This is a genomic window from Streptomyces sp. NPDC126503 (assembly GCF_040302405.1).
Classification (GTDB): domain Bacteria; phylum Actinomycetota; class Actinomycetes; order Streptomycetales; family Streptomycetaceae; genus Streptomyces; species Streptomyces gulbargensis.
On sequence record NZ_JBEORS010000017.1, the window covers coordinates 1 to 18,433 of the forward strand.

The window sequence follows — 18,433 nt, forward strand, 5'->3', positions numbered from 1 at the left end:
TGTGCGGTGAAGCCTAGACACCTCCACCACACCGGAGGTCTTCGCCATGATCAAGACCAGTCGGCGTTAACAACGCTCGTGATCAATACACCTAGGGGAACAGCTCGTCCTGGGCCGCGTCCCGGGACACCAGCAGCGCGCCGCGCAGAACCGCCGTGTCGCCGAGGGTCGTGGCGCGGACCTCGGTTTGCAGCGGGGAGAGGAGGGCGAGTTCGGCTTCGACCCGGGCGGCGAGCGCGGCGCCGCCCCGGTGACCCGTGTCTCCGGCGAGGACCACGCAGCCGGGGTCCAGGACGGAGGCCACGGCGGCCGCGCCGAGGGCGAGCCGGCGGGCGAGGGCGCCGAGGAAGGGGCCGTGTCCGGAGGCGAGCGCGCTCGCCGGGTCCAGTCCGTGGTCGAGGGCCAGGGCTTCCACGGCGGCGAGGCAGGCCAGCTCGTGGAAGCCGCCGTCGCAGCCGGTCGCGGAGGGCAGCCCGGAGGTGCCGGGCACCGGCAGGAAGCCGATCTCGCCGGCGCCGCCGGAGGCCCCCCGGCGCAGCCGGCCGCCGAGGACGACGGCCGCGCCGACGCCCTGGCCGAGCCAGAGCAGGACGAAGTCCTCGCGGTCACGGGCCGCGCCGGCGCGCAGTTCCGCGACGGCGGCGAGGTTGGTCTCGTTCTCGACGAGGACGCGGGCGGGAAGCCGCTCCTGCAGGACACCGATGAGCCGGCGGTGCCAGGCGGGCAGTTTCGCGGAGTCGCGCAGCTCGCCGCCGGCCGGGTCGACGAGGCCGGGGGCGCCGACCGTGAGGGTGTGCAGCCGGTCGGCGCCCGCCTCCTTCGCGGTCCGCTCCAGGAGGGCGACGGCCTTCTCGACGGCGGGCCCGGTGCCACCGTCCTCACCGACGGGCGCGGAGGCCTCGGCGAGCGTCGCGCCGAGCAGGTCGGCGACGGTGACGGAGACGGAGTGGGTGCGCACGTCGAGCGCGGCGAGGTGGGCCCGGTCGGCGACGATGCCGTACAGCTTGGCGTTGGGGCCGCGGCGCTCGGCGCCGGCCTCGCCGACGACGTGGACCAGGCCGGAGCCCCGGAGCCGCTCGACCAGATCGGCGACGGTCGGCCGGGAGAGTCCGGTGAGCGTCTTGAGCTGAGCGGCCGTCAACGGGCCCTCGTCCTGAAGCAGTCGCAGGGCGTGGCGGTCGTTGATGGCCCGCGCGGTGCTCGGGGATGCGGCCATGCGGCGATCCTCTCAGACTCGTCACGGGGGCCGGAGGTCACCGGCCCGGCATGCGGACTATTTATCAGGCAGGGTTCCTGATAGTTTACGCGGCCAGGGCTCCGGCAGCCCCACCACCGCCCAGGGAGGGACACATGACGACGGACGGGACCGTCCTCAGCACCGAACGCCTGCGACGGGCGCGCTTCGCCGTCGCCGCCGTCTTCTGCGTCCACGGCGCGGTCACCGGCAGTTTTGCGACGCGCATCCCCTGGATCCAGGAGCACGCGGGCGTGAGCGCGGGGCAGCTGGGCCTCGCGCTCGCCTTCCCCGCCCTCGGCGCCTCGCTCGCGATGCCGCTGGCCGGGGCCGTCGCCCACCGCCTGGGCGCCCGAACCGCCCTGCGCGCGCTGCTCGCCCTGTGGACGATGTCCCTGACCCTGCCGTCCCTCGCCCCCAACGTCTGGGGCCTGTGCGCGGCCCTCTTCGTGTACGGGGCCACCTCCGGCATGTCCGACGTGGCGATGAACGCGCTCGGCGTGGAGACCGAGAACCGGCTCGGCCGGTCGATCATGTCCAGCCTGCACGGCATGTGGAGCGTGGGCGCCCTCGTCGGCTCGGCCGCCGGCACCGTCGCCGCGCACCTCGGCGGCGACGCCCGGATCCACCACCTCCTCGCCGCGCTCGCCCTCACCGCGCTCGGCCTCCTCTTCTGCCAGGGCGTGCTCGACCTGCGCAGCGCCGCCGACGAGGAGCCGCCGCCGCGGTTCGCGCTGCCGCCGAAGTCCGCCCTCGTCATCGGGGCCATCGGCTTCTGCGGTGTCTTCGCGGAGGGCGCCAGCCTCGACTGGTCGGCCGTGTACCTCCGTGACGAGCTGGGCAGCTCGGCCGGGCTCGCGGCCGCCTCCACGACCGCCTTCGCCCTGACCATGGCGGTGGCCCGGCTGGTCGGTGACCGCGTCGTGGACCGCTTCGGCGCGGTCCGTACCGTACGGGTCGGGGGCGCCGCCGCCACCCTGGGCGGGGTCCTCGTCGTCCTCGCCCCGCACGCCGCCGTCGCGATGGCCGGATTCGGACTGATGGGCCTCGGGGTCGCCGTCGTGGTCCCGCTGGCCTTCGCCGCCGCCGCCCGCAGCGGGCCGAACCCGAGCCAGGCCATCGCGGGTGTCGCCACCATCACGTACACCTCCGGGCTCATCGCCCCCTCGGCGATCGGCGGCATCGCGGACGCGACCTCGCTCGTCGCCTCCTTCGGCCTGGTCACCGTGCTCTGCCTGGGGCTGGTGGCCGGTGCGGGCGTGCTGGGCCGGCGGCGCGGTACGGCGGCGGCCCCTTCGGGCGGGAACAGCCCGGCCCGGAGCACCGCTCCCTGAGCGACGCGGACGCGGCTCTCCCCCGGCGGTGGCGCATACCATATGGCTGATCTTTTGCGGCCCTGACGTGGCCGCCGGAACCGGAGAACTGGAGCGACCCCATGGACCTCGGCGTGCGCTGGACCCTGCACGGCGACGGGAGGACACCCGCTCCCGGAGCCGTCGTCCGGCCGGACGAGCGGCTCTCCTGGCCCCGTACGGCCGGACTCGGCGCCCAGCACGTGGTGGCGATGTTCGGGGCGTCGTTCGTCGCGCCGGTCCTCATGGGCCTGGACCCGAACCTCGCGATCATGATGTCGGGCGTCGCGACCGTCGTCTTCCTGCTCGCCACCCGCGGCACCGTGCCGTCGTACCTGGGCTGCTCGCTCTCCTTCGTGGGGGTCGCGGCCGCGATCCGGGCCTCGGGCGGCAGCAGCGCCACCGTGACCGGCGCCGTCCTCGTGGTCGGCGCCGTGCTGTTCCTGGTGGGCCTCGCGGTGCGGAAGTTCGGCGCGCGGATCATCCACGCGGCGATGCCCCCGATCGTGACCGGCGCGGTCGTCATGCTGATCGGCTTCAACCTGGCCCCGGTCACCGCCGCCACCTACTGGCCGCAGGACCAGTGGACGGCCCTGCTGGTGATGCTGTTCACCGGTCTGGCCGTGGTCTGCCTGCGCGGTTTCTGGTCCCGTATCGCGATCTTCCTCGGCCTGGTCTTCGGTTACGCGATCTCATGGGTGTTCGACCTCGTGTTCGACAAGATCCACTCGATGTCGCCGGGCGGCCAGGTCACCGACCACTGGCGGCTCGACCTCTCCGGCGTCGCCAGGGCCGACTGGATCGGCCTGCCGTCGCTGCACGGCCCGAGCTTCGAGTGGTCAGCGATCCTCGTCGCGCTGCCCGTCGTCATCGCCCTCGTGGCGGAGAACGCCGGCCACGTCAAGGCGGTCGGCGAGATGACCGGCGACCCGCTCGACGACAAGCTCGGCACCGCCATCGCCGCCGACGGCGCCGCCTCGATGCTCTCCACGGCCGTGGGTGGCCCGCCGAACACCACGTACTCCGAGAACATCGGCGTCATGGCCGCCACCCGCGTCTACTCGACCGCCGCCTACTGGGCCGCGGCCGGCTTCGCGCTCCTCTTCGGCCTCTGCCCGAAGTTCGGCGCGGTCGTCGCCGCCATCCCCGGAGGCGTCCTCGGCGGCATCACCGTCATCCTCTACGGCATGATCGGCCTGCTCGGCGCCCAGATCTGGATCAACGCCAAGGTGGACCTGCGCAACCCGCTCAACCTGGTCCCGGCCGCCGCCGGCATCATCATCGGCGTCGGCGGCGTCAAGCTGACCTTCACCGACACCTTCGAGCTCGGCGGCATCGCGCTCGGCACCCTGGTCGTCATCACCGGCTACCACGTACTGCGGGCCTTCGCCCCGGCCCACATGAAGGAGCAGGAGCCGCTCCTCGACTCGGGGACCAGCTCTTACGAGAAGAGCGCGGACGACGCGTCGAAGAACTGAGTGATTCGCCCGTTCCGGCGAAGCCGGGCCCGGAGAGGTTCCCTCCTGGGCCCGCCGCTGGGAGCCTGCCCCCATGGCGCAGACCCAGTGGACGGCAGAGCGGATCGGGCAGTTCGTGGCGGTCGACCCCGTGGTGGACCGGATGCGGGAGCTCCGCTCCACCTGGCACCCCTCCGACGGGGTCGCCGTCTTCAACCGGGTCTACCTCACCGTCACCGAGGAGATCGGCCACGCCATCGAGGCAGGCACCTTCGACGACCGGCGGGCCGCCGCCACCCTCGACGTGCGGTTCGCGGAGCGCTACCTCGCGGCGGTGGACGCCGTCGCCACCGGGACGCCCGCGCCCGCCTGCTGGCGGCCCCTCTTCCACTACCGGCGGCATCCCGGAGTGCGGCCGCTCCAGTTCGCCCTCGCCGGGATCAACGCACACGTCGGGCACGACCTGGCCCTCGCCGTCGTGGACAGCTGCCGGGACCTTCAGTGCGCGCCCGCCGACCTGGAGGACGAGTTCGGCCGGGTCGGTGACGTCCTGGTGCTCCTGGAGGAACGCATCCGGGAGGAACTGATGCCGGGCCCGGACCTCCTGGAGATCGCGGACCCGCTGACGCATCTGCTCGGCTGCTGGAGCCTGGACCGGGCCCGGGAGGGGGCCTGGCTGGCCGCGCGCTCGCTGTGGCAGCTGCGCGGCCTGCCCGAGCTGGCCGAGGAGTTCACGGAACGCCTCGACCGCTCGGTGGGCCTGGTGGGGCGGATGCTGCTCACCCCCCTGGCCGGGCCCTGAACCCCGCCGGGATCAGTCCTCCGGGAGCTCGACCGGGGCGATCTCGTCGTACACGTCGCCCGGGCCCGGGTTGGTGGCGTCGGTCGCTCCGCCGAAGTGGTGCATCACGCCCCACACCGCGTTGAGCGCCGTCTGCACCGCGCCCTCGGCCCAGCCGGCCGTCCAGGAGATGTCGTCGCCGGCGAGGAAGATGCCCCGCTTGTCCTCGGGCAGCCGGTCCTGCATGAAGTGGGTGAACAGGCGGCGCTGGTAGCGGTAGTGGCCCGGCAGGTTGGCCTTGAACGCGCCCATGAAGTAGGGCTCGTTCTCCCAGGACACGGTCACCGGGTTGCCGATGATGTGCTTGCGGATGTCGACCTTCGGGTAGATCTCGCCGAGCGACTTCAGCATGACCTCCATCCGCTCCTGCGCGGAGAGCGGCAGCCACTTCAGGCTGTCGTCGCACCAGGTGTACGAGAGGCAGATGACGGCCGGCTTGTCCGGGCCGTCGTCCAGGAGGTACGTGCCACGGGTCATCCGGTCGGTGAGCGTCATCGACATGACGTCCCGGCCGGTCTCCTCGTCCTTGTCCAGCCAGAACGGCCGGTCCACCGGCACGAACAGCTTGGAGCTCTCCATGTAGTGGGTGCGCTCGATCGCCGTCCAGTGGTCGATCGGGAAGAGCGAGTCGTCACACGCGATCTTGGACAGCAGCATCCACGACTGGGCGGTGAAGATCGCCGCCTGGTAGGTGCGGATGTCGCCGGAGGCGTCGGTGACGGTGATCCGGTTGCCGGCGGCGCGGGTCAGCCGGGTCACGGCGGGGCGCGGGTCGCCCTCGTGCAGGGACTTGAGGGACGTGCCCTGCGCCCAGTGGACGATCTTCTCCGGCTCGCGCTCCCACAGGCGCAGCGGCAGCTGCTGGGAGCCGCCGACGATGCCGCGGTGGTGGTCGTCCGCCTCGGTGTAGACGACGCGGAGGATCTCCAGGATGGAGTTCGGGAAGTCGGTGTCCCAGCCGCCGGTGCCGAAGCCGACCTGGCCGAAGATCTCGCGGTGCCGGAAGGACTTGAAGGCCTCCGACTCGCACAGGAAGCCGTAGAACGTCTGGTTGTCGAGCTTCTCGACCAGCTTGGCCCAGATCTCGCGGATGCGCGGGACGTCGCGCTCGCGCATCGCGCGGTTCATGTCGGAGAAGTCGGCGCCCTCGTCCAGGCACTTCGCCCAGGCGGCGGCGACGTCCCGGTAGACCTGCGGCAGGTCGTCGATGGTCTCGGCGTAGTGGGTCTCGCCCTTGAGGTCCACGACGGTCGAGGGGGTGGACTCGGCCAGCGGGTTCGGGAAGGGCCGGGTCTCCAGGCCCACCAGGTCGATGTAGTGCTGGAGGGCGGTGGAGGACGGCGGGAAGCGCATGGCGCCCATCTCCGCGGTCAGACCCTCGGTCTCCGGGCCGTCGAAGCCGACGGTGCGCAGCCGGCCGCCGATCTGGTCGGCCTCGTAGACGACGGGCTTGAGGCCCATCTTCATCAGCTCGTACGCGGCGATGACGCCGGACAGGCCGCCGCCGATGACGGCGACCTCGGTGCCGTGCTCGGTGGCGGGTATCTGGCCGAGGCCGGCCGGGTGGGCCAGGAAGTCGTCGTAGGCGTACGGGAAGTCCGGACCGAACATGGTGATCGGCGGCTGCGCGTCGGTGTGCTGGACGGCGGTGGGCACCGTGGACGTCATGGGGTACGGACTCCTTGCACGGAAAACGGGTGGGGCGGGGAGGGTGGGGCGGCTCAGACCAGGGAGCCGTAGAGGCCGGGGCGCCGGTCGCGGAGGTAGGGGTTGTCCTTGCGTGAGGCCGCCAGGAAGTCGGGATCGACGTCGCCGAACACGAGGTCCTCGCCGCGCCCGGCGCGGGCCCGGGCGGTGCCGTCGGGGCCGGCCAGCGTGGACAGACCGACGAACTCGAAGTCGCCCTCGGGGCCGGTCCGGTTGGCGTACGCGATGTACAGCTGGTTCTCGAAGGCGCGGACGGGGATCACGGACTCGGGCACGATCTCGGCGGGGTGCATGAGCGCGGTCGGGACGAGGAGGAGGTCCGTGCCGGCCAGCGCCTGCGCCCGTACGTTCTCGGGGAACTCGACGTCGTAGCAGATCATCAGGCCGACGGTGAGGCCGCCGAGCCGCGTCTGGACGAGGCCGTCGGCGCCGGGCGTGAACCACTTCGCCTCGAAGTCGCCGAAGAGGTGGGTCTTGCGGTAGTGCGCGAGGACCGCGCCGTCGGCGCCGAAGACCTGGGCGGAGTTGTACAGCACGCCGTGCCGCTCGGTGTCGCGCTCCGGATAGCCGTAGCCGACGGCGAGGCCGTGGCGGGCGGCGATGTCCGCGACCGCGCGGGCGGAGGGGCCGTCGGACGGCTCCGCGAGCCCCGCGAGGTCGGGGCCGATGGCGTAGCCGGTCAGGAAGAGCTCGGGGGCGAGCAGCAGACCCGCTCCGGCCGCCGCGGCGCGGGCCGCGGCCTCGTCGAGGATCTTCAGGTTGGCGGCCACGTCACCGAGCTCACCGGAACTCTGGAGCAGGGCGATGCGCAGCGCGGCCATGGGCGATCCTCGGGGGGTCGGAGTTGAGGGGGAAGACGTCAAAAACGGTACGGTTTCGCGCTCCGCCGGGACAAGGCGGGACCGTTGCGGACCGACCGTCGAACCGTTGCGCGATCCGCCGGTCCGGCGGTGATTCGTTGCGCGCGGCGCGGGGGTGTGACGTACGGCTCCGACCGGGGGCGTGGCGGGGCCCGCCGCACGGCTGGTGCGGAGCGTTCCCGGGCGTGACGCCGGGGTACGGCGGGGACGGCGGCCGCCGCGTCCCCCTGGCCCCCGGTCCGCCCGGCCGCACGAGAAGAGGGACCGCCCCACGGGGGGTGGTCCCTCTCGCGCCTCCGCGGGTGCCGGGCCTACGCGGGCGAGCCCGAGGAGAAGCGCCGCAGCAGCGGCGAGAGCACCAGGACCGACTTGGTGCGCTCCACGAACGGCTCACCCGCGATCCGCTCCAGGACCCGCTCGAAGTGGCGCATGTCGGAGGCGAAGACCTGCACGACGGCGTCCGCGTCACCGGTGACGGTCGACGCGGACACCACCTCCGGATACCGCTCCAGGCCGCGCCGGATGTCGTCCGGCGAGGTGTTGTGGCGGCAGTAGATCTCGACGAACCCCTCCGTCTCCCAGCCGAGCGCCGCCGGGTCCACCCGGACGGTGAAGCCGGTGATGGCACCCTCGGCCCGGAGCCGGTCCACGCGCCGCTTCACGGCGGGGGCGGAGAGCCCGACGAGCGAGCCGATGTCGGCGTAGCTGCGGCGGGCGTCTTCCGCGAGGGCGTGGACGATGCGTTCGTCGAGGTCGTTCAGTCGCACTACGGGTGGATCACTTCTCTGCGGGGGCCTCTGCCGGGGACGGGGCCGCGGCCAGTCGGGAGCGGCGCATGCCGTACAGGAAGTAGAACACGAGACCGGCTGCCATCCAGGCACCGAAGTACACCCAGGTGATCAGGTCGAGGCTGTACATGCTGTAGCCGCAGCACAGGAAGCCGAGGACGGGGAAGACCGGCCCGAACGGCACCTTGAAGGAGCGCTCCATGTCCTTGCGGGTGTGGCGGAGCACGACGACGGCGACGTTGACCAGGGCGAACGCGAAGAGCGTGCCGATGCTGGTGGCGTTGACCAGCTCGCCGAGCGGGACGACGGCGGCGAGGACGCCGCACAGCAGCGAGACGATCAGGGTGTTGACGCGCGGGGTGCCGGTGCGGGCGTCGACCTTGCCGAAGACCTTGGGCACCAGGCCGTCGCGGGACATCGCGAAGAGGATGCGGGTCTGGCCGTAGAGCACGGTGAGGACGACGCTGGCGATGGAGATGACGGCGCCGGCGGCGAGCAGGGTGCCCCAGAAGCTCTGGCCCGTGACGTCGTTCATGATCGCGGCCAGCGAGGCCTCGGAGCCCGCGAACTTCTTCCAGTCCCAGGCGCCGACGGCGACGGCCGCGACCAGCACGTACAGCGCGGTCACGACGACCAGCGACAGCATGATCGCCCGCGGCAGGTCCCGCTTGGGGTTCTTGGCCTCCTCACCCGCGGTGGAGGCGGCGTCGAAGCCGATGTAGGAGAAGAAGAGGATGGCTCCGGCGGCGCCGACGCTGCCGATGCCGAGCGGCATGAAGTCGGCGTAGTTGCCCGACTTGAAGCCCATGAAGCCGACGGCGCAGAAGAGCACCAGGGCGGCGATCTTCACGCCCACCATGATGGTGTTCGCGCGGGCCGACTCGCGGGCGCCGCCGAGCAGGAACAGCATGGCCAGGACGACCACGATCAGCGCGGGCAGGTTGAACACGCCGCCGTCACCGGGGGGCGCGCTGAGCGCCTCGGGGAGGGTGACACCGATCGTGCCGTCGAGCAGCTCGTTGAGGTAGTCGCCCCAGCCGACCGCGACGGCGGCGACCGAGACGCCGTACTCCAGCATCAGACACCAGCCGCACACCCACGCGACGAGTTCACCCATCGTTGCGTACGCGTACGAGTAGGAGGAACCGGCGACCGGTATGGTCCCGGCCAGCTCGGCGTAGGAGAGCGCGGAGAAGAGGGCGGTGAGGCCGGCGAAGACGAACGCCAGCGTGACCGCCGGGCCGGCCTCGGGGACGGCTTCGCCGAGGACGACGAAAATGCCTGTGCCGAGCGTGGCACCGATGCTGATCATCGTCAGCTGCCACATCGAGAGTGAGCGGCGGAGGCTTCCACCTTCACCCTGTCCACCCTCCGCGACCAGGTCTTCCACCGGCTTGCGGCGGACGAGGGCGCTGAGAGCGGAGGTCTTGGGGGCGGTCGATTCCTCGACCGGCGGGGCTGCGCCGTGGTCCAGCACTGCGGAGGCTCCTTATCGCTGCCTGTGAATGCGAGGACGACCGCGGCGGTACGGGGGCGTGTGATCACAGCCCACGGGGGAAGGGGAACCGCCGAGCAGGCGGTCGCCGCCACTCCTGGTACGGGGCACGAGCCTAAAGGGCGGAGGTTCGCACTCGTAATGCAGGGTTGTTGCGCACTGTCGACTGATCATTGCGCTGTTGGGGCGCGGACGGGGAAACATTGCGCGCCCCCGCATGAATCGACACATTGGGGTCGGGAAAGGGTCTCCGGGTGTCCTTGTTCCCACGGGGTGGACGCGTTGTCCTCGGGCCTTCGCGACCGGTGAGGGGAGGCTTTCGGTGACGTGGCTCGACGTACGGCCGTTCCTGCGCGGTACGGCGTGGCTGGACGGGGCGCGACCGGTGCGTGCCGACCCCGGTGACCTGGCCCGCTGGCCCTGGGACATGGCGGCCAGGGCGGCGCTGCCGGTGGGTGTGCGGATCGAGTTCCGGGCCGCGCCCGGCACCCGGGCGGTGGAGCTGCGCTACCGGGCGGAGGTGCCGGGGCCGGACGACCCGTTGGCGGCGCTGCGGCACTGCTTCGCGCTCTGGCGGGACGGGCGGCCGGTCGGTGAGGTGTGCGCGGAGCCGGCGCCGGAGGCCTCGGTGACCCTTTCGCTGCCCGAGGGCGGCGGGACCTTCTGCGTCTACGTACCGGAGGCGCAGGCGCCGGTGCCGCTCGGGCTGCGCGCGGTCGGCGGGGCCCTCTCCCCCGCCCCGCCCCGGCCGCGCTGGCTGGTCCACGGCGACTCGATCACCGAGGGCTGGTGGTCGACCCGCCCGGCGCACGCCTGGCCCGCCGACGCGGGGCGGCGGCTCGGGCTCGACACGGTCAACCTGGGGTACGCGGGCGGGGCGCGGGGCGAGCTGCCGGTGGCCGAGCATCTGGCGCGGCTCCCTGGAGACCTCCTGACGCTCGCCTTCGGGACGAACTGCTGGTCGCCCGCCCCCGTGACGCCGGAGTGGCTGTACGCCACCGTGCGGGCCTTCGTGGGCCTCCTGCGGCGCGGCCACCCGGACGCGCCCCTGCTGCTCGTCTCGCCCGTGCTGCGCCCGGAGGCGGAGCACGGGCGCAACGCCCTCGGGGCCACGCTGACGGAGCTGCGCCGGGCGATGGAGCGCGCGGGCCGCGACCTGGCCGCCGAGGGCGACGAGCGGCTCCTGGTCCTGCCGGGGCGCCCGCTGCTGCGGGAGGAGCACCTGGCGGACGGCCTCCACCCGAACGACGCGGGCCACGCGCGGATCGCGGCGGCGGTGGCCGAGGCGCTGGCGCCGTACGCGCCGGGGCGCTGAGGGGCCCCACGGCACCTCAGGGGCTCCGGGAATCCGCCGGTGCCGCCGGGGGCCTTCCGGTCGCCCGGAAGCGCGAGAAGGCCCCCGGGAGGGTCTCCCGGGGGCCTTCGGCCCTCCCCCGCCGGGGGGAGGTGGGCGGAACTAGCTCCAGCTGGCGTGCAGCGGCTTGCCCTCGGCGTAACCGGCGGCCGACTGGATGCCGACGACGGCCTTCTCCTCGAACTCGGCGAGCGAGGCCGCGCCGGCGTAGGTGCAGGAGGAGCGGACGCCCGCGATGATCGAGTCGATCAGGTCCTCGACGCCCGGACGCTGCGGGTCGAGGAACATGCGCGAGGTGGAGATGCCCTCCTCGAACAGCGCCTTGCGGGCGCGGTCGTAGGCGGACTCGTCGGAGGTCCGGTTCTTGACGGCGCGGGCCGAGGCCATGCCGAAGGACTCCTTGTACGCACGGCCGTTGGCGTCGTGCTGGAGGTCGCCCGGGGACTCGTACGTGCCGGCGAACCAGGAGCCGATCATGACGTTGGACGCGCCGGCGGCGAGCGCCATGGCGACGTCGCGCGGGTGGCGGACACCGCCGTCGGCCCAGACGTGCTTGCCGTACTTCTTCGCCTCGGCGGCGCACTCCATGACGGCGGAGAACTGCGGGCGGCCGACACCGGTCATCATGCGGGTGGTGCACATGGCGCCGGGGCCCACGCCGACCTTGATGATGTCGGCGCCGGCATCGATGAGGTCCTTGACGCCCTCGGCGGCGACGATGTTGCCGGCGACGATCGGGACCTGCGGGTCGAGCGCCCGGACGGTCCTGATCGCGGAGATCATCGACTCCTGGTGGCCGTGCGCGGTGTCGATGACGAGCGTGTCCACGCCCGCGTCGAGCAGCTGCTTGGCCTTGCCCGCCACGTCGCCGTTGATGCCGACGGCGGCGGCGATGCGCAGCTTGCCCTGGGCGTCGACGGCCGGGCTGTACAGGGTCGCGCGCAGCGCGCCCTTGCGGGTCAGGATGCCGGCCAGCTTGCCGTCCTTGTCGACGGCCGGGGCGTAGCGGCGGTTGTGGTGGTCGAGGGTGTTGAACGCCTCGCGCGGGTCGATGTCCGCGTCCAGCAGCAGCAGGTCCTTGGACATGACCTCGGACAGCTGGGTGAAGCGGTCCACGCCGGAGAGGTCCGCGTCGGTGACGACACCGATCGGGCGGCGGTGCTCGTCGACGACGACACCGGCGTTGTGCGCCCGCTTCGGCAGCAGCGAGAGCGCGTCGGCGACGGTCTGGTGGGGCTCCAGCTCGATCGGGGTGTCGAGCACGTGGTGGCGGGACTTGACCCAGGCGATGACGTCGGTGACGACCTCGATCGGGATGTCCTGGGGGATGACGACCAGGCCGCCGCGGCGGGCGACGGTCTCGGCCATGCGGCGGCCGGCGATGGCGGTCATGTTGGCGACGACCAGCGGGATCGTCGTACCGGTCCCGTCGGGCGAGGAGAGGTCCACGGCCTGGCGGGAACCGACGGCCGAGCGGCTCGGCACCATGAACACATCGTCGTACGTGAGGTCGTACGGCGGCTTGACGTCATTGAGGAAACGCACGTGCTGACATCCCAGTCGTTCGGATCGGCCCCTAGGCATTTCAGCCAGGGGAAAAAGCACGTAGTTCATTCTCCCACGGGAGGCGTGCGAGACGGTGCGGTCGGATCGTCCGAGGCTGGCGCGGGGGTGCCTGTCGGATCCTCCAAAGGGCCGAGCGAGAGGAGGACCGCGAGGCCCCGGGCGCTCGCGCGGGCGGCGGCGGAGAAGACCTCCTGCGCGATCGTCCAGTCGTCCGGGTGGGCCTCGGCGTAAGCCTGCCAGCCGGTCACCACGATCGCCATGGGTTCACGCATGTCCGCGAGGCAGTCGGCGAGGGCGTCCCAGTTGCGCCCGAACCAGACGGGGAGCGGCAGGGTGCGGACGCACCGGTTCATGAAGGCCGTCTTGTCGATGACGCCGTGCAGGTCGAGCAGGACGGGGCGGGACAGATCGGGGGCCCGGTGGCCCGTGCCGCGGTGCGCGGTCATGGTCCGGCCACCTCCCGGAAACTCTCGTAGTGGTCGTCGGTGTAGTACGTCTCCCCGCCCCGGCCGGTCACGATGCGCCGGGCGCCCCGGTCGCGTTCGCCGGGCGTCGGGACGGTGTACTCCCGGTAGTACCCGCCGGGCCTACGGGGCAGCCGCCGCTCGAAGTTCGAGAACACCGCTCCGTCCCTGGCGTACGGGAAGGGGCCGCCCCGCTCGATGAGTTCCAGCGTCCGCCGCGCCTCGGGCGGCAGGTCCGCCACCCGCACGACCGGCAGCGCGGCCCCGTCGCTCCGGCTCGCCGCGGGCGACGGCCGCGGCGACGGCGGCGCGTCCCGTCCGACCTCTCCCCCGGCGCACCCGCCGAGCAGGAGCACGACCCCCGCGAGGAGCGCGGTCCCGCCCCGTACGACCCGTCGGACGACCATGGCCCGATGCTGCCACCGCACGGCTGCCCGCGCCTCGCGGGCGGGGTGCCCGCGCCGGGGCCCTCAGCGGCCGTCAGCGCCCGTCAGGGTCTGCCCGGTCGAGGGCCGGGCGGGCACCGGGGCTGAACTCGGTGAGGAGGTAGTCCGCGGCCGAGCGGTCGGTCACCAGGCTGGTGACGAGGCCGGAGCGGAGCACCGCGCCGATCGCCGCCGCCTTGCGCTGGCCGCCGGCGATCGCGACGACCTCCGGGATCCGGCGCAGCCGGTCCGCCTCCACGGTGATGCACCGCTCACCGAGGTCGCGGCCGACCCGGCGCCCCTCGGAGTCGAAGAGGTGCGCGGACATCTCGGCGGCGACGCCCAGCGACGCGTAGTGGGCGCGCTCCTCGTCGGAGAGCATGTCGTGCACGGTCGAGATGCCCGGCTCCCAGGAGCCGATGGACACACAGGCGACCGTCACCTTGTCGAAGTAGTCGAAGGCCCGCGCGATGCCGGTCTGGCTGCGCAGCGCCGCCGCCGTCGCCGGGTCGGGCAGGAGCATGGGCGCGTAGATGGGGTGGGCCTCGCCGCCGGAGACCTGGGCGGCGCGCCGCACCGCCTCGACGGAGCCGCGCTCGGCGGTCCCCGCGTCGTACACCCCGGTGAGCTGCACGACCGTGCACGGCGGCAGCCGGTCGAGCGCCGCGGCCATGTGGATGGTGGAGCGGCCCCAGGCCAGGCCGAGGACGTCGCCCTCGGCCACCAGCTCGCCGAGGAGGTCGGCCGCGACCTCGCCGAGGTTCTCCGGGTCGGGCGATTCCTCGTCCTCGGCCGGGGACTCGACGACCACCGCGTGGCGGAGCCCGTAGCGGGCGCGGAGGGCGTCGGAGCGCTCCGCGTCCAGCTCGGCCGGGACGCGGATCTCGATGCGCACGAGGTCGCGTTCCAGGGCGGTCTCCAGGACCCGGGCCACCTTGAAGCGGCTCACGCCGAACTCCTCGGCGATCTGGATCTTGGACTTGCCCTCGAGGTAGAAACGGCGGGCCATGGCCGCCGCCTGCACCAGCTCCGCGGGGCCCATCCGCAGGGCAGACCGTCCCGCCGACATTCCCGCCACCGCGTTCTCCTCACTGCTGTTCACGTACCGCTGTCCATGTACCGCTGTCGTTCACATCTGGACTCGCCGTTCATCCTGTCAGATCCGGCGGGCCTTGATCAGTCCTGTCGGCGGCCCGACGGACCGCGTTCATCCGCCGGAGGCTCAGTGTCCACACGCCCAGGCGGCGGAGGCCGTCGCGGCCTCGGCCCGGGCCCGGAGGGAGGCCACGGCGGCGGCCGGATCGGCCGCGCCGTAGACGGCGGATCCCGCGACGAAGACGTCGGCGCCCGCCTCCGCGCACCGCTCGATCGTGGACTCCGCGACCCCGCCGTCGACCTGGAGCCAGAGCTCCAGTCCGTGCTTGGAGATCAGCTCACGGGTGCGGCGGATCTTGGGGAGCATGATGTCGAGGAAGGCCTGGCCGCCGAAGCCCGGCTCGACGGTCATGATCAGCAGCATGTCGAGCTCGGGGAGCAGGTCCTCGAAGGGCTCGATCGGCGTGGCGGGCTTGAGCGCCATGGAGGCGCGGGCGCCCTTGGCCCGGATCTCGCGGGCGAGCCGTACGGGCGCGGCGGCGGCCTCCGCGTGGAAGGTGACCGAGCCCGCGCCGGCCTCGACGTACTGGGGCGCCCAGCGGTCGGGGTCCTCGATCATGAGGTGGCAGTCGAGGGGGGTGTCCGTCGCGCGGCTGAGGGACTCCACGATCGGCACGCCCAGCGTGAGGTTGGGCACGAAGTGGTTGTCCATCACGTCGACGTGCAGCCAGTCGGCGCCCTCGACGGCCTTCGCCTCCTCGGCGAGCCGGGCGAAGTCTGCGGACAGGATGCTGGGGTTGATCTGCGCCATGTGCCAAGCCTGCCATGTTCTTGGGCACTTCTTTGCCGCGGAGCGGTTTCGGTTGCGGTCCAGACCAGTTTCGGTACGAAGCGACGAGCACGGGACCGGTACAGACCGGGAGATAGCGGCCCGCGGTGCGGGGGCGCGGGCCGCGTCGCGGTTCAGGAGGTCCGGCGGATCAGCGCCAGGTACATGGCGTCCGTGCCGTGCAGATGCGGCCATAGCTGGACGTCGGGTCCGTCGCCGAGGTCCGGGACGCCGGGGAACAGCGGGCGGGCGTCGATCAGCTCGCCGCCCCCGGTCCGCTTCAGGACGTCGTCCACGACCACCCGGGTCTCGGCGAGGTGCGGCGAGCAGGTCGCGTAGCCGACGACCCCGCCGACCCGTACCGCGCGCAGGGCCTCGGTGAGCAGCCCGCGCTGGAGCGGCCCGAAGCCGTCCAGGTCCTCGGGGCGGCGGCGCCAGCGGGCCTCCGGGCGGCGGCGCAGGGCGCCGAGGCCCGAGCAGGGCACGTCCACCAGGGCCCGGTCGAAGGACCCGGGGCGCCACGGCGGGCGGGTGCCGTCGGCGGCGATGACCTGGTAGGGGCCGGGGTTGCCGGCGAGGGCGCGTTCCACGAGGCGGGCGCGGTGCGGCTGCTTCTCGGAGGCGAGCAGGGCGGCCCCGCGTCCGGCCGCGAGGGCGCCGAGGAGGGCGGCCTTGCCGCCGGGGCCGGCGCAGCCGTCGAGCCAGCGGGTGTCGGGGCCCTCCAGCGGGGCGTTGGCGAGGGCGAGGGCGACGAGCTGGCTGCCCTCGTCCTGGACGCCGGCCCGGCCGTCCCGTACGGCGTCGAGGGCGCCGGGTTCGCCGCCCTCGGCGAGCCGGAGGGCGTACGGGGACCAGCGGCCCGGCTCCGTCTCGGCGGCGGCGGCCAGCTCCTCGGTGGTGGACCGGCCGGGCCGGGCGACGAGGGTGACCTCGGGCCGCTCGTTGTCGGCGGCCAGGAGGGCCTCGATGCCGGCCCGGCCGCCGCCGAGCGCGTCCCAGAGCGCGGAGACGACCCAGCGCGGGTGGGAGTGGACGACGGCGAGGTGGTCCTCGGCGTCCTCCTCGTACGGCGGGGCGACCTCGGCGATCCAGGCGTCGAGGTCCTGCCGGGCGATCTTCCGCAGGACGGCGTTGACGAACTTCGCCCGCCCGTCGCCGAGGACCACCCGGGCCAGCTCCACGCTGGCGGAGACGGCGGCGTGGGTGGGGATCCGGGTGCCGAGGAGCTGGTGCGCGCCGAGCGAGAGGACGTCGAGGACCGGCGGGTCGACCTCGCGCAGCGGCCGGTCGACGCAGGCGGAGATGATCGCGTCGTACGTGCCCTGCCGGCGCAGCGTGCCGTAGACCAGCTCGGTGGCGAGCGCCGCGTCCCGGGACTCGAAGCCGTCCTTCTCGCGGGCCTTGCGCAGCAGCGGCGGCAGCACCAGGTTGGCGTAGGCGTCGCGCTCGTCCACCGCCCGGAGCACCTCGAAGGCGAGCATCCGGACGGGGTCCTTCTTGGGCCGCCGGTGGGGCCTGGGGGGCTGGGGGGTGCGGCGACGTGCCTGCTCGCTCAAAGGTGCTCCGCGTGACGAAAGGGGGCCGAACCCTCTCAGCGTACGTCCGCCCTCCCCCACCGGGGAAAACGCCCCTGCCGGATCGCCCAGTCCTCGGCGGCGATCAGGCAGGAGACGGGCACCGTGCCGCCGCCGTCCGCCTCGAAGGCGACGAGGACGGGCGGTTCCTCACCGAGGAACCGGGTGACCTCCGCGCGCTCCTCGGAGGTGGGCTCGCGGAACGCGGGGTCCGTGAAGTCCGTCGGGCACCGGACGTAGCGAGTGTCCGTGAAGACCACTTCGAGCCCGTGGTGATACGTGAGGTCGTGGCCCGCGGCGAGCGTCAGCCGGCTGCCGTCGTAGCCGAGTACCGCCCAGTCCCACCAGGACCCGTCGGGGAGCGGGAGCAGCACCGCGGACGCTCCGCCCTACGCGCCCAGACGCTCCCCCGGCGCGATCCGCACCCCGCGCGCCCAGTCGGCCGCCTTCATCGGCTTCTTGCCCTGGGGCTGGACCCACAGCAGTTCGACGGCGTACGAGCCGGTGCCGGCGTACACGTTGTTTTTGCCGGCGGCGAGTTCGCCGGGGGCGAGGTCCGTGCGGTCCGGGAGGGGGGCGACCTGGATCAGCTTGAGGCGTTCGCCGCGGAAGACGGTCCAGGCGCCGGGGGCCGGGGTGCAGCCGCGGACCACCCGGTCCACCCGCAGGGCGGGGGCCGCGAAGTCGACGTGGGCGTCCTCGACCTGGATCTTCGGGGCGAGGGTGACGCCCTCGGCGGGCTGCGGCACGGGCTTGAGGCTGCCGTCCTCGATGCCGTCCATCGTGGCCGCGAGCAGACCCGCGCCGGCGAAGGCGAGGCGGGTGAGCAGGTCGCCGCTGGTGTCGGTGGGCCGGATCTCCTCGGTGACGACACCGTAGACGGGACCCGAGTCGAGCCCCTCCTCGATCCGGAAGGTGGACGCCCCGGTCACCTCGTCGCCGGCCATGAGCGAGTGCTGCACGGGCGCCGCGCCGCGCCAGGCGGGCAGCAGCGAGAAGTGCAGGTTGACCCAGCCGTGCGCGGGGATGTCGAGGGCGGTCCTGGGCAGGAGCGCGCCGTAGGCGACGACCGGGCAGCAGTCGGGGGCGATCTCCCGCAGCCGGGCGAGGAAGTCCTCGTCACGCGGCTTCGCCGGCTTGAGGACCTCGATGCCCTCCTCCTCCGCGCGCTGGGCGACCGGGCTGGCGACCAGCCGCCGGCCGCGTCCCGCCGGGGCGTCCGGGCGGGTGACCACGGCGGCCACCTCGTGCCGGCCGGAGGCGAGCAGGGCGTCCAGGGCGGGAACGGCGACCTCGGGGGTGCCTGCGAAGACGAGCTTCATGAAGGGCGACTGCCTGTCTGTCCGGGGGTGTTGCGGGCGGCACACCAGTTTAGGGGCGGTGGCGCGAGGG

Annotated in this window: 17 protein-coding genes; 4 read left to right on the plus strand and 13 right to left on the minus strand. The window is 73.2% G+C overall.

Annotated features, from left to right (window positions below):
* Positions 1-91 precede the first annotated feature (91 nt).
* Entirely contained in the window at positions 92-1,216 is a 1,125-nt protein-coding gene (locus tag ABTY40_RS21510; protein ID WP_352061017.1) for an ROK family transcriptional regulator, read from the minus strand.
* Positions 1,217-1,350: 134 nt separating this feature from the next.
* On the opposite strand from ABTY40_RS21510, the gene ABTY40_RS21515 reads away from it, so the two are divergent.
* From ABTY40_RS21515 to ABTY40_RS21525, 3 genes are all read left to right on the plus strand, one after another.
* The gene (locus ABTY40_RS21515) at positions 1,351-2,568 is read left to right on the plus strand and encodes an MFS transporter (protein ID WP_352061018.1); all 1,218 of its coding nucleotides are present in this window, start codon (positions 1,351-1,353) and stop codon (positions 2,566-2,568) included.
* A gap of 101 nt (positions 2,569-2,669) precedes the next feature.
* Positions 2,670-4,064, plus strand: coding sequence for a uracil-xanthine permease family protein (locus tag ABTY40_RS21520; protein ID WP_352061019.1), 1,395 nt, complete (start codon positions 2,670-2,672; stop codon positions 4,062-4,064).
* A 73-nt stretch (positions 4,065-4,137) separates the two neighbouring features.
* Positions 4,138-4,845, plus strand: coding sequence for a DUF5995 family protein (locus ABTY40_RS21525; RefSeq protein WP_352061020.1), 708 nt, complete (start codon positions 4,138-4,140; stop codon positions 4,843-4,845).
* A gap of 12 nt (positions 4,846-4,857) precedes the next feature.
* On the opposite strand, the gene ABTY40_RS21530 is transcribed toward ABTY40_RS21525, so the two are convergent.
* The 4 genes from ABTY40_RS21530 to ABTY40_RS21545 form a co-directional block, all read right to left on the minus strand.
* Positions 4,858-6,552, minus strand: a complete 1,695-nt coding sequence (locus tag ABTY40_RS21530; protein WP_352061021.1) for a flavin monoamine oxidase family protein — start codon at positions 6,550-6,552, stop codon at positions 4,858-4,860.
* Positions 6,553-6,605: 53 nt separating this feature from the next.
* Positions 6,606-7,412, minus strand: a complete 807-nt coding sequence (locus tag ABTY40_RS21535) for a carbon-nitrogen hydrolase family protein (RefSeq protein ID WP_352061022.1) — start codon at positions 7,410-7,412, stop codon at positions 6,606-6,608.
* Between the two features lie 350 nt (positions 7,413-7,762).
* Positions 7,763-8,218 (minus strand): Lrp/AsnC family transcriptional regulator, encoded by a 456-nt coding sequence (locus tag ABTY40_RS21540; protein WP_015032260.1) that lies wholly within the window; start codon positions 8,216-8,218, stop codon positions 7,763-7,765.
* A gap of 10 nt (positions 8,219-8,228) precedes the next feature.
* Positions 8,229-9,716 (minus strand): amino acid permease, encoded by a 1,488-nt coding sequence (locus ABTY40_RS21545; protein ID WP_352061023.1) that lies wholly within the window; start codon positions 9,714-9,716, stop codon positions 8,229-8,231.
* A 340-nt stretch (positions 9,717-10,056) separates the two neighbouring features.
* Between ABTY40_RS21545 and ABTY40_RS21550 the strand changes: the two genes are divergently transcribed.
* Positions 10,057-11,049 (plus strand): GDSL-type esterase/lipase family protein, encoded by a 993-nt coding sequence (locus ABTY40_RS21550; RefSeq protein WP_352061024.1) that lies wholly within the window; start codon positions 10,057-10,059, stop codon positions 11,047-11,049.
* 141 nt (positions 11,050-11,190) lie between these two features.
* Here the strand turns inward: ABTY40_RS21550 and ABTY40_RS21555 are convergent, their stop codons facing one another.
* The 8 genes from ABTY40_RS21555 to fmt all read right to left on the minus strand — a co-directional run bounded on the left by ABTY40_RS21555 (position 11,191) and on the right by fmt (position 18,363).
* Positions 11,191-12,633: a GuaB1 family IMP dehydrogenase-related protein gene (locus tag ABTY40_RS21555; protein WP_352061025.1), complete on the minus strand. Its 1,443-nt coding sequence runs from the start codon at positions 12,631-12,633 to the stop codon at positions 11,191-11,193.
* A gap of 65 nt (positions 12,634-12,698) precedes the next feature.
* Positions 12,699-13,100 carry a barstar family protein gene (locus ABTY40_RS21560; RefSeq protein ID WP_352061026.1) on the minus strand — a complete coding sequence of 134 codons (402 nt, stop codon included), beginning with the start codon at positions 13,098-13,100 and terminating at the stop codon, positions 12,699-12,701.
* Complete coding sequence (locus tag ABTY40_RS21565; protein ID WP_352061027.1) at positions 13,097-13,525, minus strand: guanyl-specific ribonuclease; 429 nt, start codon at positions 13,523-13,525, stop codon at positions 13,097-13,099. Before ABTY40_RS21565 ends, ABTY40_RS21560 begins: the two co-directional genes overlap by 4 nt.
* A 73-nt stretch (positions 13,526-13,598) precedes the next feature.
* Complete coding sequence (locus tag ABTY40_RS21570; RefSeq protein WP_345282139.1) at positions 13,599-14,645, minus strand: sugar-binding transcriptional regulator; 1,047 nt, start codon at positions 14,643-14,645, stop codon at positions 13,599-13,601.
* Positions 14,646-14,765: 120 nt separating this feature from the next.
* A complete protein-coding gene (rpe, locus tag ABTY40_RS21575; protein ID WP_352061028.1) occupies positions 14,766-15,449 on the minus strand; it encodes a ribulose-phosphate 3-epimerase in 684 nt (227 codons plus the stop codon).
* A 152-nt stretch (positions 15,450-15,601) separates the two neighbouring features.
* Positions 15,602-17,023 carry an RsmB/NOP family class I SAM-dependent RNA methyltransferase gene (locus ABTY40_RS21580; RefSeq protein WP_352061029.1) on the minus strand — a complete coding sequence of 474 codons (1,422 nt, stop codon included), beginning with the start codon at positions 17,021-17,023 and terminating at the stop codon, positions 15,602-15,604.
* Positions 17,024-17,058: 35 nt separating this feature from the next.
* Entirely contained in the window at positions 17,059-17,415 is a 357-nt protein-coding gene (locus ABTY40_RS21585; RefSeq protein WP_352061030.1) for a hypothetical protein, read from the minus strand.
* 15 nt (positions 17,416-17,430) lie between these two features.
* A complete protein-coding gene (gene fmt, locus ABTY40_RS21590; RefSeq protein ID WP_345282147.1) occupies positions 17,431-18,363 on the minus strand; it encodes a methionyl-tRNA formyltransferase in 933 nt (310 codons plus the stop codon).
* Positions 18,364-18,433 lie beyond the last annotated feature (70 nt).

Coding starts and splice junctions, on each gene's coding strand:
- ABTY40_RS21510 (WP_352061017.1), bottom strand. CDS start 1,216: ATGGCCGCATCCCCGAGCACCGCGCGGGCCATCAACGACCGCCACGCC.
- ABTY40_RS21515 (WP_352061018.1), top strand. CDS start 1,351: ATGACGACGGACGGGACCGTCCTCAGCACCGAACGCCTGCGACGGGCG.
- ABTY40_RS21520 (WP_352061019.1), top strand. CDS start 2,670: ATGGACCTCGGCGTGCGCTGGACCCTGCACGGCGACGGGAGGACACCC.
- ABTY40_RS21525 (WP_352061020.1), top strand. CDS start 4,138: ATGGCGCAGACCCAGTGGACGGCAGAGCGGATCGGGCAGTTCGTGGCG.
- ABTY40_RS21530 (WP_352061021.1), bottom strand. CDS start 6,552: ATGACGTCCACGGTGCCCACCGCCGTCCAGCACACCGACGCGCAGCCG.
- ABTY40_RS21535 (WP_352061022.1), bottom strand. CDS start 7,412: ATGGCCGCGCTGCGCATCGCCCTGCTCCAGAGTTCCGGTGAGCTCGGT.
- ABTY40_RS21560 (WP_352061026.1), bottom strand. CDS start 13,100: ATGACCGCGCACCGCGGCACGGGCCACCGGGCCCCCGATCTGTCCCGC.
- ABTY40_RS21565 (WP_352061027.1), bottom strand. CDS start 13,525: ATGGTCGTCCGACGGGTCGTACGGGGCGGGACCGCGCTCCTCGCGGGG.
- rpe (WP_352061028.1), bottom strand. CDS start 15,449: ATGGCGCAGATCAACCCCAGCATCCTGTCCGCAGACTTCGCCCGGCTC.
- fmt (WP_345282147.1), bottom strand. CDS start 18,363: ATGAAGCTCGTCTTCGCAGGCACCCCCGAGGTCGCCGTTCCCGCCCTG.